This is a genomic window from Georgenia sp. SYP-B2076 (assembly GCF_003991205.1).
Taxonomy (GTDB): Bacteria; Actinomycetota; Actinomycetes; order Actinomycetales; family Actinomycetaceae; genus Georgenia.
Window position 1 is genome coordinate 377971 of record NZ_RXOZ01000022.1, and the last position, 14434, is coordinate 392404.

The 14434-nt window shown below is 73.4% G+C and carries 11 protein-coding genes; all 11 read right to left on the reverse strand.

What is annotated here, in order from left to right; translation table 11 throughout:
* Positions 1-42: 42 nt before the first annotated feature.
* The 11 genes from EJK16_RS11045 to hisI all read right to left on the reverse strand — a co-directional run bounded on the left by EJK16_RS11045 (position 43) and on the right by hisI (position 14292).
* Positions 43-1527 carry a glutamate synthase subunit beta gene (locus EJK16_RS11045; RefSeq protein ID WP_127129208.1) on the reverse strand — a complete coding sequence of 495 codons (1485 nt, stop codon included), beginning with the start codon at positions 1525-1527 and terminating at the stop codon, positions 43-45.
* On the reverse strand, positions 1520-6091 hold the full coding sequence (gltB, locus tag EJK16_RS11050) for a glutamate synthase large subunit (protein WP_127129210.1): 4572 nt from the start codon (positions 6089-6091) through the stop codon (positions 1520-1522). The genes EJK16_RS11045 and gltB overlap by 8 nt, the downstream gene beginning before the upstream one ends.
* A 363-nt stretch (positions 6092-6454) precedes the next feature.
* Positions 6455-7525 carry a prolipoprotein diacylglyceryl transferase gene (lgt, locus tag EJK16_RS11055; protein WP_370276017.1) on the reverse strand — a complete coding sequence of 357 codons (1071 nt, stop codon included), beginning with the start codon at positions 7523-7525 and terminating at the stop codon, positions 6455-6457.
* A gap of 48 nt (positions 7526-7573) precedes the next feature.
* Complete coding sequence (gene trpA, locus EJK16_RS11060) at positions 7574-8404, reverse strand: tryptophan synthase subunit alpha (protein ID WP_127129336.1); 831 nt, start codon at positions 8402-8404, stop codon at positions 7574-7576.
* 11 nt (positions 8405-8415) lie between these two features.
* The gene (gene trpB, locus EJK16_RS11065) at positions 8416-9750 is read right to left on the reverse strand and encodes a tryptophan synthase subunit beta (RefSeq protein WP_240645935.1); all 1335 of its coding nucleotides are present in this window, start codon (positions 9748-9750) and stop codon (positions 8416-8418) included.
* Positions 9747-10562 (reverse strand): indole-3-glycerol phosphate synthase TrpC, encoded by an 816-nt coding sequence (gene trpC / locus EJK16_RS11070; protein ID WP_127129212.1) that lies wholly within the window; start codon positions 10560-10562, stop codon positions 9747-9749. The genes trpB and trpC overlap by 4 nt, the downstream gene beginning before the upstream one ends.
* Before the next feature lie 132 nt (positions 10563-10694).
* Entirely contained in the window at positions 10695-11225 is a 531-nt protein-coding gene (locus EJK16_RS11075; RefSeq protein ID WP_127129214.1) for a DUF4190 domain-containing protein, read from the reverse strand.
* A gap of 79 nt (positions 11226-11304) precedes the next feature.
* The gene (locus EJK16_RS11080; RefSeq protein ID WP_127129216.1) at positions 11305-11586 is read right to left on the reverse strand and encodes an HGxxPAAW family protein; all 282 of its coding nucleotides are present in this window, start codon (positions 11584-11586) and stop codon (positions 11305-11307) included.
* 107 nt (positions 11587-11693) lie between these two features.
* Positions 11694-12302 carry a Trp biosynthesis-associated membrane protein gene (locus EJK16_RS11085; protein WP_127129218.1) on the reverse strand — a complete coding sequence of 203 codons (609 nt, stop codon included), beginning with the start codon at positions 12300-12302 and terminating at the stop codon, positions 11694-11696.
* Positions 12299-13909: an anthranilate synthase component I gene (locus tag EJK16_RS11090; protein WP_127129220.1), complete on the reverse strand. Its 1611-nt coding sequence runs from the start codon at positions 13907-13909 to the stop codon at positions 12299-12301. Before EJK16_RS11090 ends, EJK16_RS11085 begins: the two co-directional genes overlap by 4 nt.
* Complete coding sequence (hisI, locus tag EJK16_RS11095; RefSeq protein ID WP_127129222.1) at positions 13906-14292, reverse strand: phosphoribosyl-AMP cyclohydrolase; 387 nt, start codon at positions 14290-14292, stop codon at positions 13906-13908. Before hisI ends, EJK16_RS11090 begins: the two co-directional genes overlap by 4 nt.
* Positions 14293-14434: the final 142 nt, after the last annotated feature.

Sequence of the window (14434 nt, forward strand, 5' to 3'; positions counted from 1 at the left end):
GGACCGCCGGGCCGCCGGGGGGTGCGGTGGCGGCGGCGCCGCTCAGGCGGACACGGACACCGTGGAGGGCAGGATCGGGGCCGGAAGCTCGGTCTCCCCGCGCAGGAACGCGTCGACGGAGGACGCCGCGGAGCGCCCCTCCGCGATCGCCCAGACGATGAGGGACTGGCCCCGTCCGGCGTCACCGGCCACGTAGACGCCGGGCACCGAGGTGGCGAAACTCTCATCGCGCACCACCCGCCCGCGGTGGTCCAGCTCCAGGCCGAGCTGCTCGACCAGGCCGGTGCGCGGCACGCCGGTGAAGCCGAGGGCGAGGAGCACCAGCTGGGCGGGGATGACCCGCTCGGTGCCCTCGACCGGCACGGTCTGCCCGGACGTGCGGTCCACGTCCACCAGGCGCAGGTGCGTGACCTGCCCCTCGCCGGCCGAGCCGTCGGAGAGGAACTCGACGGTGGAGCTGGCGTAGAGGCGCTCACCGTTCTCCTCGTGCGAGGTCGAGACCCGGTAGACCTTCGGGTAGGTCGGCCAGGGCTGGTTCTCGGGCCGGTCGCCGGAGGGCAGCGGGTTGATGTCGATCTGGGTGACCGACCGGGCCCGCTGGCGCGTGGCGGTGCCGAGGCAGTCCGACCCGGTGTCGCCGCCGCCGATGATGACGACGTCCTTGCCCTCGGCGAGGACCTGGCCGGGCACGTCCTGGCCGTCCACCGCCCGGTTGGCCTGGACGAGGTACTCCATGGCGGGGTGGATCCCGCCCAGGTCGCGTCCGGGCACGCCCAGCTCGCGGGGGACGGTCGAGCCCATGGCGAGGACCACGGCGTCGTAGCGCTCGAGGAGGTCCTGCCCGCTGAGCGAGCCGGGTCCCGGGCCGCCGACGTCGACGGAGGGACGGAAGCGGGTGCCCTCGGCCTCCATCTGCGCGAGGCGGCGCGTGACCTGGTCCTTCTCCATCTTGAAGTCCGGGATGCCGTAGGTGAGCAGCCCGCCGATCTGGTCGTCCTTCTCGTACACGGCGACCGTGTGCCCCGCGCGGGTGAGCTGCTGCGCGGCGGCGAGGCCCGCGGGGCCGGAGCCGATGACGGCGACCGTGTACCCCGTGAGCCGCTGGGGGATGCGCGGCCGGACGAGGCCCAGCTCCCAGGCGTTGTCGGCGATGGACTGCTCGATGTTCTTGATCGTCACCGGCGGCTGGTTGATGCCCAGCACGCACGCCGTCTCGCAGGGGGCCGGGCACAGGCGCCCGGTCCACTCCGGGAAGTTGTTCGTCGCGTGCAGGCGTTCGATCGCGCCCTGCCAGTCCTCGTGGCGGGTGAGCTCGTTCCACTCCGGGATGAGGTTGCCCAGCGGGCAGCCGTTGTGGCAGAACGGCACGCCGCAGTCCATGCAGCGGCTGGCCTGCCGGGTGAGCGCCGCGGCGTCCTCCGCGCGGCGCTCGTAGACCTCGTGGAAGTCCATGATGCGCACCGGGACCGGCCGGCGCTTCGGGAGCTCGCGCTCGGTGTACTGCATGAATCCGCGCGGGTCAGCCACGGGTCGCCTCCATGATGTTGGCCCACACGTCGGGCGAGCTCGGGTCCAGGCCGTCCTCGGCCGCCTTGACGAGGGCGGCGGAGACGGCGGCGTACTGACGCGGGAGCACCTTGGTGATCCGCCCGTCCAGGGTGCCGAGGTCCTCCAGCAGCTCCCCGGCCACCGACGAGCCGGTCAGGTCGCGGTGCCGGCGCAGGAGGTCGACGACGATCGCGTGGTCCTCCGGGTCGAGCTCCGCCAGGATCAGCTCGCCGCCGGCGAGGGCCGGCGCGTTGACCTGGCCGGTGTCGACGTCGAGGAGGTACGCGGTGCCGCCGGACATGCCGGCGCCGAAGTTCCGCCCGGTGGGGCCCAGGATGAGCAGGGTCCCGCCGGTCATGTACTCGGCGGCGTGGTCGCCCACGCCCTCGACGACCGCCGTCGCCCCCGAGTTGCGCACCGCGAACCGCTCGCCGGCGCGGCCGCGGAGGTAGATCTCCCCCGAGGTGGCGCCGTAGGCGATGACGTTCCCGGCGATGACGTTGTCCTCGGCGGGGAAGATCGACCGCGGGTCGGGCCGCACGACGATGCGCCCGCCGGAGAGGGACTTGCCGACGTAGTCGTTCGTGTCACCGACCAGGCGCAGCGTGATGCCGCGCGGGAGGACGGCGCCGAAGGACTGACCGGCCGAGCCGGTCAGGGTGATGTCAATCGTGCCGTCGGGCAGGCCCTCCGCGCCGTGGCGGCGGGTGATCTCGTGGCCGAGCATGGTCCCGACCGTGCGGTTCACGTTGCGCACCGGCAGGTCGATCGTGACCCGTTCGCCGCGCTCGAGGGCCGGCTCGGACAGGGCGATGAGCTGGTTGTCCAGCGCCTTCTCGAGGCCGTGGTCCTGGTGCCGGACCTGGCGCAGGGCCGACCCCTCCTTGGGCTCGACCTTGGCGAGCAGCGGCGCGAGGTCCAGGCCGGAGGCCTTCCAGTGGTCCACCGCCTTGCGCGTGTCGAGCAGGTCCACCTGGCCGACGGCCTCCTCGATCGAGCGCAGGCCGAGGGAGGCGAGCAGCTCGCGCACCTCCTGGGCGATGAACTCGAAGAACGTCACCACGTGCTCGGCCTTGCCGGTGAACCGCTTGCGCAGCTCGGGGTTCTGCGTGGCGACGCCCACCGGGCAGGTGTCCAGGTGGCACACGCGCATCATGATGCAGCCCTCCACGACCAGCGGGGCCGTGGAGAAGCCGAACTCCTCGGCGCCGAGCAGCGCCGCGACCACGACGTCGCGGCCGGTCTTGAGCTGGCCGTCGGTCTGGACCACGATCCGGTCGCGGAGGTCGTTGAGCACGAGCGTCTGCTGGGTCTCGGCCAGGCCGATCTCCCACGGCGCCCCGGCGTGCTTGAGCGAGGTCAGCGGGCTGGCGCCCGTGCCGCCGTCGTGCCCGGAGACGAGGACGACGTCCGCGTGCGCCTTCGCGACGCCGGCGGCGACCGTGCCCACCCCGATCTCGCTGACCAGCTTGACGTGGATGCGCGCCGCCGGGTTCGCGTTCTTCAGGTCATGGATGAGCTGGGCGAGGTCCTCGATCGAGTAGATGTCGTGGTGGGGCGGCGGGGAGATGAGCCCGACGCCGGGGGTCGAGTGCCGCGTCTTGGCCACCCACGGGTAGACCTTGTGCGCGGGCAGCTGGCCGCCCTCGCCGGGCTTGGCGCCCTGGGCGACCTTGATCTGGATGTCCTCGGCGTTGGTGAGGTAGTCCGACGTGACGCCGAACCGGCCCGAGGCGACCTGTTTGATCGCGGAGCGCCGGCGCGGGTCGTGCAGGCGGTCGGTGTCCTCGCCGCCCTCGCCCGTGTTGGACTTCGCACCGAGCATGTTCATGGCGATCGCGAGCGTCTCGTGCGCCTCCGCGGAGATGGAGCCGTAGCTCATCGCCCCGGTCGAGAACCGCTTGACGATCGAGCTGACCGGCTCGACCTCGTCGATGCTGATCGGCTCGCGGCCGTCCTTGAACGTCATCAGCCCGCGCAGCGTCATCAGCCGCTCCGACTGGGCGTTCACGCCGTCGGTGTACTTGCGGAAGATGTCGAACTGGCGGGTGCGGGTGGAGTGCTGCAGCCGGAAGATCGTCTCGGGGTCGAACAGGTGCGGCTCGCCCTCGCGGCGCCACTGGTACTCCCCGCCCATGCGCAGCGTGCGGTGCGCCGGCGAGATGCCCGAGCGGGGGTAGGCGGTGGCGTGCCGGGCGGCGACCTCGGCGGCGATGACGTCCAGGCCCACCCCGCCCAGCGGGGAGGGGGTGCCGGTGAAGTACTCCTCCACCAGGTCGTCGGAGAGGCCGATGGCCTCGAAGACCTGCGCCCCGCGGTAGGAGGCCACGGTCGCGATGCCCATCTTGGACATCACCTTGAGGACGCCCTTGCCCAGGCCCTTGATGAGGTTCTTCACCGCCTGCTGCGGCGTGACCCCGGAGACGACGCCGGAGCGCACGAGGTGCTCGACGCTCTCCATCGCGAGGTACGGGTTCACGCACGCCGCGCCGTAGCTGATGAGCAGCGCCACGTGGTGGACCTCGCGCACGTCCCCGGCCTCGACGATCAGGGAGATCTTCGTCCGGGTGTGCTGGCGCAGCGTGTGGTGGTGCACGGCCGAGGTCAGGAGCAGCGACGGGATCGGGGCGAGCTCGGCCGTCGACTCGCGGTCGGACAGGACGATGAAGCTCACGCCGCTCTCCACGGCCGCGTCGACCTCGGCGAAGATCTCCTCCAGCCGTGCCTGCAGCGCGGCGCCGCCCCCGGCGACGGGGTAGAGGCCCGAGACGGTGACGGACGTGAACCCGTGGCCCAGGTGCGGCACCTTGCCGATGTTCCGGATCTTGGCGAGCTGGTCGTTGTCGATCGTCGGGAACGGCACGACCAGCTTGTGGGTGTGCTCCGGGGTGTCCTCGAGGAGGTTCGGCTCCGGTCCGATCGCCCCGCCCAGCGCCGTGACGAGCTCCTCGCGGATGGCGTCCAGCGGCGGGTTCGTCACCTGCGCGAAGAGCTGGCTGAAGTAGTCGAAGAGCAGGCGCGGCCGGGAGGAGAGCACCGCGACGGGGGTGTCGGTGCCCATCGAGCCGATCGCCTCGGCGCCGGTCGCGGCCATCGGCGCGACGAGGATGCGCAGCTCCTCCTCGGTGTAGCCGAAGGTCTGCTGCCGGCGCACGACGGAGAGGCGGGAGTGGTCGACGTGCTCTCGCTCCGGCAGGTCCTCGAACCGGACCAGGCCCTCGTCGAGCCACTGCTGGTAGGGGTGGAGCTCGGCGAGGGTGCGCTTGATCTCCTCGTCCTCGACGATCCGGCCGGAGCCGGTGTCCACGAGGAACATCCGGCCCGGCTCGAGCCGCCCCTTCCGCACGATCCTCTCCGGGGCGATGTCCAGCACGCCTGACTCCGAGGCGAGGATCACCAGCCCGTCCTCGGTCACCCAGAAGCGCCCCGGGCGCAGCCCGTTGCGGTCCATGACGGCGCCGATGACCGTGCCGTCGGTGAACGTCATCGCCGCCGGGCCGTCCCACGGCTCCATGAGCGTGGAGGTGTACTCGTAGAAGGCCCGCACGGCCGGGTCCATGGACGTGTGGTTCTGCCACGCCTCGGGGATCATCGTGAGCACCGCGTGCGGCAGCGACCGGCCGGCGAGGTGGAGGAGCTCGAGGACCTCGTCGAACGTCGCCGAGTCGGAGGCGCCGGGGGTGCACACCGGGAGCAGCTGGTCGAGGTCGCCGAGCAGGTCGGAGCCGAGCATGCCCTCGCGTGCCGCCATCCAGTTGCGGTTGCCGCGCACCGTGTTGATCTCGCCGTTGTGCGCGACCATCCGGAACGGCTGGGCCAGCGGCCACGACGGGAAGGTGTTCGTGGAGAAGCGCGAGTGCACGAGGGCGATCTCGCTCGCGAACCGCTCGTCGGACAGGTCCGGGAAGAACGGGCGCAGCTGGGTCGTGGTGAGCATGCCCTTGTAGACGAGGGTGCGCGCCGAGAGCGAGGCGAAGTAGATGCCCGTCTCCCGCTCCGAGCGCTTGCGCAGCCGGTAGGCGCGCCGGTCGAGCTCGAGGCCCGCCAGCTCGCCGCCGGTCACGAAGAGCTGGCGGAACGTCGGCATGGTCTCCAGCGCGCTCGGCCCGATCATGGACGCGTCCACGGGCACCTCGCGCCAGCCGAGGACGGTCAGGTCCTCCTCGGCGGCGATGGCCTCGATGCGGGCCACCGCGTCGGCGCGGGCGTCCTCTCCCTTCCCGGCCCCCGGGAGGAAGACCAGGCCGGCGGCGTAGCGCCCGGCGGCGGGCAGGTCGAAGTCGACGACCGCCCGCAGGAAGGCGTCGGGCACCTGGGTGAGCATCCCGGCGCCGTCGCCGGTGTTCTCCTCCGCCCCGACGGCGCCGCGGTGGTCGAGGTTGGTCAGGGCGGTCAGCCCGGCGTCGACGATGTCCCGGCCCGCCGTGCCGCGCAGGGTGGCGACGAAGGCGACGCCGCACGCGTCGTGCTCGTGCCCGGGGTCGTAGAGGCCGGTGCGGGCCGGCGCGCTGAAGGGGCCGGCCGTGGGTTGAGCTGCATCCATCCGGGTGTCGTCCTCACCGCGAGGCGCCCAGAAGGCTCCCCGCATCGTCGAGCAAGTGATGCCGGTGGGGCGCCGTCGTCCCTCGGGTGCCGCGATATTACTCGCTGATGACCAGTGCGAAACACAAGGTGTCCACATGCTTGACACTCGACGGCGTGACGCCGGAACGCCCGTACGACGGCGCGCTCCGTTCCAGAGAAATGCCTGGCCGCCGCACCTGTCAAGAGGAGGGCAGGCGCGGCCCGCGCGAGCGGGTCAGCGACCGGGTCACGGGACGGCGGCCGGGGGCGCGGGCCGGCCGCCTCCGGCGCGGGTCGGCCGCCTCCGGCGCGGGTCGGCCGCCTCAGGCGCGGGCGGGGCGCCTCAGGCGCGGACGGGACCGTGCCCGGAACCGGTGCCCTGCGCCGGCCCGCGTCCGGTGGCCCCGTCGTCGGCGACGGCCTCCTCGGCGGCGTCGGCCTTCTCAGCGGCGGAGTCCGTGGATGCGGCTGCTGCGTCCGTCGACGGGACGGAGCCCGTGGATGCCGCGACGGTTGCGCCCGCGGACGCGTCCACGTCGTCGTCGTGCGGCTCACGGCCGGGCAGCCACAGGCTGTCCGCCTGGCCGCGGGTCCGGGCCCCGACCACCACGAAGACCACGAGGGCGACGAGGAAGATGACGATCGAGGTCCAGACGTTCAGCCGGAGCCCGAGGACCATCTCGGCCTCGTCGATCCGAAGCATCTCGATCCAGACCCGGCCGAGCGTGTAGAGCATGACGTAGAGCCAGAACACCCGGCCGTGGCCCAGCCGGAAGCGCCGCTCCGCCCACACCAGCACGGCCACCATGGCCAGGTTCCAGAGCATCTCGTAGAGGAAGGTGGGATGGAACAGCGTGCCGGGCGCGGCTCCGGCGACGAGGTGGGCGTCGTCGATCTCCAGGCCCCAGGGCAGCGTGGTGGGCCTGCCGTAGAGCTCCTGGTTGAAGTAGTTCCCCAGCCGCCCGACGGCCTGCGCGACGAGCAGGCCGGGGGCGAGCGCGTCGGCGAAGGGGGCCAGCCGCAGGCCGCGGCGCCGCAGGCCGATCCAGGCGCCCACCGCGCCGAGGGCCACAGCCCCCCAGATGCCCAGGCCCCCGTTCCAGATGGCGAACGCGTTCCAGGGGTTCCCGTCCGGCCCGAAGTACGGGTCCGGCGTGGTGAGGACGTGATACAACCGTGCGCCGACGATCCCGAAGGGCACCATCCAGAAGACGACGTCGACCGCCGTGTCCTTGGGGCCGCCCTTGGCGGTGTAGCGCCGGTCGAGGATCCACCAGGCGAAGATCCCGCCGAGGAGGATGGCGATCGCGTACGCGCGCAGCGGCACCGGCCCGAGGTGCCACACGCCCTGCGAGGGGCTCGGGATCCCGGAGGGGAGCAGGCCGGGCGCGGAGGCGAGGAGGTCGGGGAGCACCTGCGCAGCGTACTGGTCCGGTGCCGCGGCGAGCCGCCGCGTCCGGGCTCAGGCCCCGTGGGCCCCCGCGGCGATCTGCTCGGCGAGCACGCTGAGGTCGCGCACGCCGGCGTCCGCGTCGCCGTCGTCCCGCATGAGGGCCCGCACGAACGCCGAGCCGACGATGACGCCGTCGGCGTACGCGGCGATCTCCGCTGCCTGCTCGCGGTTGGACACGCCGAGGCCGACACACACGCGCTCGGCCCCCGCCTCCCGGGTGCGGGCGACCAGGCCGCGGGCGTGGTCGTCGACGCTCGCCCGGGCTCCCGTGACCCCCATGGTGGAGGCCGCATAGACGAAGCCCCGGCAGGCCTCGGAGGTCATCCGCAGGCGCGCGTCCGTCGAGCTGGGCGCGACGAGGAAGACCCGGTCGAGGCCGTGGGCGTCGGAGGCGGCGACCCACTCGGCGGCCTCGTCGGGGATCAGGTCCGGGGTGATGAGGCCGGCGCCGCCGGCGGAGGCCAGGTCGCGCGCGAAGCGGTCCACGCCGTAGTGGTAGACGGGGTTGTAGTAGGTCATCACGAGCACGGCGGCGCCCGTCTCGGCGACGCGCTCGACGGCGCGCAGCACGTCGGCGGTGCGTGTGCCGCCGTCGAGCGCCGCCTGGGCCGCCCGCTGGATGACCTCGCCGTCCATCCCCGGGTCGGAGTAGGGCAGGCCCAGCTCGATGACGTCCGCGCCGGCGGCGACGAGCGCGCGCGCGGCGCGCACCGAGGTGTCGACGTCGGGGAACCCCACGGGCAGGTAGCCCACGAGGGCCGCTCCCCCGCGTGCCTTCGCGGCGTCGATCGCCGCCGCGCTCTTCGACGTCGTCGCGGCGGTGGTCGGGGTGTTCGTCATGGGTGCGCTGCTCACTTCTCCACGCTGCCGGTGGCGTTGTACCCGGCGCCGTCCACCGAGCCGGTCTTGGTCCCGTCGCCGGGGTCCGCGGAGGTCTCCGGCACGTTGCCGTCGTGCTCGCCCGCGTCGAGGAGCTCGAACCAGGCGGCGGCGGTCTCGACATCCTTGTCCCCGCGCCCGGACAGGTTCACGAGGATGGTGGGGGCGGGCCGGCCGGCGTCCTTGGCCTCCAGGCCGAGGCGGATGGCGCCGGCGAGGGCGTGGGCGCTCTCGATCGCCGGCATGATGCCCTCCGTGCGGCACAGCAGCCGGAACGCGTCCATGGCCTCGGTGTCCGTGACGGGCTGGTACTCGGCGCGGTGGATGCTGGCGAGCCACGAGTGCTCGGGGCCCACGCCCGGGTAGTCGAGCCCCGCTGAGATCGAGTGCGACTCCTTGGTCTGGCCGTCCTCGTCCTGGAGTACGAAGGTCCGGGCGCCGTGCAGCACCCCGGGGTCGCCGCCCGTGATGGAGGCCGCGTGCCGTCCCGTCTCGACGCCGTCCCCGGCGGCCTCGAGGCCGACCAGGCGCACGCCCTCGTCGTCGAGGAAGGCGTTGAAGATGCCGATCGCGTTCGAGCCGCCGCCGACGCAGGCCGCGACGATGTCGGGCAGGCGGCCGGTCAGCTCGAGCACCTGGGCGCGGGCCTCGTCACCGATGATCTTCTGCAGGTCGCGGACCATCGCCGGGAAGGGGTGGGGGCCCGCGGCGGTACCGAAGATGTAGTTGGTGGTCTCGACGTTGGTCACCCAGTCGCGGAACGCCTCGTTGATGGCGTCCTTGAGGGTGCGCGAACCGGCGGTGACCGGCACGACCTCGGCGCCGAGCAGCCGCATGCGGGCGACGTTGAGCGCCTGGCGGCGCGTGTCCTCCTCGCCCATGTAGATGGTGCACTCGAGGCCGAGGAGCGCGGCGGCCGTGGCCGTGGCCACCCCGTGCTGTCCCGCTCCGGTCTCCGCGATGACGCGCTTCTTGCCGACCTTGCGGGTCAGCAGGGCCTGGCCGAGAACGTTGTTGATCTTGTGGGAGCCGGTGTGGTTGAGGTCCTCGCGCTTGAGGATGATCCGGGCGCCGCCGGCGTGCTCCGCGAAGCGGGGCACCTCCGTGATGATGCTGGGGCGGCCGGTGTAGGTCCGGTTGAGGTGGTCGATCTCGGCGAGGTACTCGGGGTCGACCTTGAGCTCTTCCCAGGCCTGCGTCAGGTCGTCCAGCGCGGCGACCAGCGCCTCGGCGACGAAGCGCCCGCCGAAGTCACCGAAGTAGGGTCCGGCCGCGTCCGCGAGGTGGCCGGTCTGCAGGTCGCTCACTTGCGCACCGCCCGCAGGGACGGGTGCGCGCCGGCGGCCACCATGTCCGCGACGGCACCGCGCGGGTTGCCCTGGGTGACCAGCGCCTCCCCGACGAGGACGGCGTCCGCCCCGGAGCGGCCGTAGTCCAGCACGTCGTGCGGGCCCCGGACGCCGGACTCCGCGACCTTGAGGATGCCGGCGGGGACGACATCGACGACCTGGGCGAACACGGAGCGGTCCACGGTGAGCGTGTGCAGGTTGCGGGCGTTGATGCCGACCACGCGGGCCCCCGCGTCGACGGCGCGCTGGGCCTCCTCGCGGTTGTGGGCCTCGACCAGGGCGTTCATGCCGAGGGACTCCGTCCGCTCGATGAGGGAGACGAGGGCCTCCTGCTCGAGCGCCGCGACGATGAGGAGCAGCAGGTCCGCGCCGTAGGCCCGCGCCTCCCACACCTGGTAGGGGGTGACGATGAAGTCCTTGCGCAGCACGGGGATGTCCACGACGGCGCGCACGGCGGCGAGGTCCTCGAGGGACCCGCCGAAGCGGCGCCGCTCGGTGAGCACGGAGATCACGCTGGCGCCGCCGGCCTCGTACTCGGAGGCCAGCCCGGCCGGGTCCGCGATGTCGGCGAGGGCGCCCTTGGACGGGCTCGACCGCTTCACCTCGGAGATGATGGTGACGGCGTCGTGCTCGCCGCGCAGGGCGGCGACGGCGTCCTTGGCGCTGTCCTGCCGCTGCGCCATCTCCTTGAGCACGTCCAGCGGACGCTGCGCCTCACGTTCGGCGAGGTCCTCACGGACCCCTGCGACGATGTCTTCCAGCACGGTCACAGCGCTGTCCCCCTTCGTTGTCGGCTGGCCCCATGGTAGGCCGCGCCACTGACGCCTCTCGTCGCTGTCCACCGCGGGACACCTGACGGCCTGTGACCGCGGGCGGCGACGCGGCCCGCGAGAGCGCGCGCGCTAGCTGAAGTCGTACGAGCTGAAGTCGTAGCTGCTGAAAAGGATCGCCGCGCCGACCACCGCGAGGACGAGGAGCGCCAGGAGCACGATCCCCACGAGCAGGCCCGCGATACCCATGCCCCTGTTGGTCGCACGGCCGGCCCGGGCCGCGCGGATCGACATGATCCCGGCCACCACGCCGACGATGCCGCCGATGGGCGCGAGGAACAGTCCGACGAGGGGGACGACGAGGCTGGCGGCACCGACCAGCGCGGCGACGAGCGCGATGATGCCGAGGTTGTTCTTCTCCGTCGCCGCGGCGGGCGCGCCGTAGCCGGCCCCGTACGCCGGGGTGGGGAAATGGCCCGGCTGGCCGTAGTGCGGCGCCGGCTGGCCGTACTGCGGCGCCGGCTGGCCGTACTGCGGCGCCGGCTGGCCGTACCCGGTGTCGGGCTGCGCGTACCCGGGCGTGCCCTGCCCGTGGGACGGCGGCTGCCCGGGCGTCTCCCGCGGGGCGTCGTTGCCGGGCTGGTCCGCCCATGGGGTGCTCATGACGTCATCCTCCAGTGGAACGCCGCACCGACCATCGGTCCGGCCGTGCTGGTCACCGGCCGGTGGCCGGGCGGTCGGGTCAGGCGCCGTACCAGTCCGGCTCCTTCGACGGCGCGCTGGCCGCCGCGGGCTGCCCGAGCCCCATCCCGCGCATGATCTGGCTCGCGACCAGCGCGACGACCACGATGACGACGCCGGCGATCTCGACCGCGTTGTTCTGGAGGATCAGCCCGAGACCCACCACGAGGACCCCGAGGCAGATGCCCCACATCAGGGTCCACGCCGCCTTCGTCTTGCCGTGGTTCGTGTACGGCGCGGCGGACGGGAGCGAGTAGGTCTGCGGCTCGGGGCTCTGGGGCATGTCTCTTCCTCTGTGATGGCGCGTCTGTGCTGGTCCTACCCTATCGACACCGGCGGTGCCGCGGCGCCGGGCGCGCCCACGGCTGCCCCCGCCGCCCCGCCCGCGGGCTACTCCTCCGCCTCGGTGGAGGGGTCCTCGCCGCGACCGAGCGCGTCCCAGTCGTCCATGGCCCGGGTCCGGGCGTCGGTCGCGTCGCTCGACGCGGACCGGCCGCGGGCGCGCCCAGGCTCGCCGCGCTCGAACCGCCGGCCGGCCGCCTGCCAGCGCCCGCCGCGCAGCAGCGGCACGAGCGCGAGGAGCGCCACCGCCGCACCGACGACCACCGCGACCCACGGCCACGGTGTCGTCACGACCTCGCCCGAGAGCTGGCGCACCCCGCTCAGCTCGGAGGCCGCGGTCAGCGCCGGGGAGCGCGGGTCCCGGAGGAAGCTCACGACGGCGGCCTCGACCAGCACGGCGGCGACCAGCAGCGCCACGCCCCCGACGGCGGCGGCCACCCGGCGTCCGATCCCGACGGCCAGGGCCGCCGCACCGACGACGAGCGCACCGGCGGTCAGCGCGGGCGCCGCGGCCGAGCCGCTCACGCTGACGTCGCGGACGTCGATGACGGTCGCGACCGTGGCGTGGACCCACGGCGCCGCCCCGAGGGCGACGAGCGCCACCGCGAGCAGCAGGGCGGCCAGGACGACGGTGCGCCGCTCGAGCAGCCGGTTCACGTCGCGTCGACGAGGGGACGCAGCCCGGCGGCCACCTGGATCGCGCGGACGGCCGCGGCGGCCTTGTTGCGCGTCTCCTCGTACTCGGTCGCGGGCACGGAGTCGGCCACGATCCCCGCGCCGGCCTGCACCGTGGCCTGGTGGTCGCGGATGACGGCGGTGCGGATGGCGATGGCCATGTCGACGTTGCCGGCGAGGTCGAAGTACCCGACGACGCCGCCGTAGATCCCGCGGCGGGCCGGCTCGAGGGCGTCGATGAGCTCGATGGCCCGGGGCTTCGGCGCGCCGGAGAGCGTCCCGGCGGGGAACGTCGCGGTCAGGCAGTCCAGCGCGCTGGCTTCGGGGCGCTGCCGCCCCACCACGGTGGAGGAGATGTGCATGATGTGGCTGAAGCGCTTGACCTCCATGAGCTCGACCACCTCGACCGTCTCGGGGCGGCACACCTTGGCGAGATCGTTGCGGGCGAGGTCGACGAGCATGACGTGCTCGGCGAGCTCCTTCGGGTCGGCGAGGAGCTCCTCGGCCAGCTCCTTGTCCTGCGCCGGGGTGGCGCCCCGTGGGCGCGAGCCGGCGATCGGGAAGGTGGTGACCTGGCCGTCCTGGACGTGCACGAGCGTCTCGGGGCTCGACCCGACGACGGCGAACCCGGCGCCCGCGCCGCTCGCGCCGTCGGACGCGCCGTCCGCACCGCCGTCGGCCAGCTGCAGGTAGTACATGTACGGGCTGGGGTTGATGGTGCGCAGCACCCGGTAGACGTCGAGCGGGTCGGCCGCGCAGTCGATGTCGAGGCGCTGGGAGAGCACCACCTGGAACACCTCGCCGTCGCGGATGGCCTCCTTGGCGGCCAGGACGGAGCGCTCGAAGTCGGCGCGCGGGGTGCGGAAGCGCAGCTCGGGCTCCGCGCCCGGCACGCGCACGGCGGCGCGCGTCACCGTCGGGCGGGCGAGCGCGGCCTGCATGGCGTCGAGGCGGGCGACGGCGTCCGCGTGCGCGGCGTCCACGCGCGCGTCCGTGTTGTCGAAGTTGACGGCGTTCGCGATGAGCCAGACCGAGCCGTCGTGGTGGTCGACGGCGGCCATGTCCGTCGCCAGGCACAGCGCCACCTCCGGGGTGTCGTGCTCGACCGGGGCCGTCGCCCGGAGGGTGGGCTCCCACTGGCGCAGCACGTCCCAGCCGATCGCGCCGACGAGCCCGCCGGTCAGCGGCGGCAGGCCGGGGACGGAGGGGGTGCGCAGCTGCTCGAGCGTGGTGGCGAGGACCTCGAGCACCGGGCCCGACTCCGGGACGCCCACGGGGACGTCGCCGCTCCACCGCGCGTGGCCGTCCCGGCTGGTCAGCGTGGCGCGGGAGGTCACGCCGACGAAGGACCAGCGCGACCACGCGCCGTCGTGCTCGGCGGACTCGAGGATGAACGTCCCGGGCCGCCCGCCGGCGAGCTGGCGGTACAGGCCGACGGGGGTGACGTCGTCGGCGAGGAGCCGCCGGACGACGGGGATGACCCGGCGGTCGGCCGCCATCTGCCGGAACGCCGGCAGCGCCGGCCAGGTCTGGCCCCACTCGATCGTCTCGGCGCTGACGACGGCGCCCGGGCTCGTCGGGGCGCTCACGACTCCCCCTCCCCCGGGGCGGTCCCGACGACGGCGCCGAGGTCGCCGCCGGCGTCGAAGCACGTGCGGGTGCCGGTGTGGCAGGCCGCACCCACCTGGTGGACCCGCACTAGGAGCGCGTCGCCGTCGCAGTCCAGGGCCACGCTCTTGACGTGCTGCGTGTGGCCTGACGTGTCCCCCTTGCGCCAGTACTCCTGCCGCGACCGCGACCAGAACGTCACGCGCCCGCTGGTCAGGGTTCGCCCGAGCGCCTCGTCGTCCATCCAGCCGAGCATGAGCACCTCGCCGGTGTCGTGCTGCTGGACGACGGCGCAGACGAGGCCGTGCTCGTCCCGCTTGAGGCGGGCGGCGATGGTGGGGTCCAGGGAAGTGGTCTCGGGCACCGGTCGATCTTGCCACGGCCGGGCGCCGGGGCCACGTCCGCGTCCGGGACAGCTGGCTCCTCGGCCGCGCGTCGCGCCGAGGCCGCCGAGGCCGCCGAGGACCTAGCCGTAAATAACGTACGGACTATCCGTACGTTATTTA

Excerpts from the sequence above, each read along its gene's own strand:
- gltB (WP_127129210.1), bottom strand. The coding sequence starts at position 6,091 with ATGGATGCAGCTCAACCCACGGCCGGCCCCTTCAGCGCGCCGGCCCGC.
- EJK16_RS11080 (WP_127129216.1), bottom strand. The coding sequence starts at position 11,586 with ATGCCCCAGAGCCCCGAGCCGCAGACCTACTCGCTCCCGTCCGCCGCG.
- EJK16_RS11075 (WP_127129214.1), bottom strand. The coding sequence starts at position 11,225 with ATGAGCACCCCATGGGCGGACCAGCCCGGCAACGACGCCCCGCGGGAG.
- trpA (WP_127129336.1), bottom strand. The coding sequence starts at position 8,404 with ATGACGAACACCCCGACCACCGCCGCGACGACGTCGAAGAGCGCGGCG.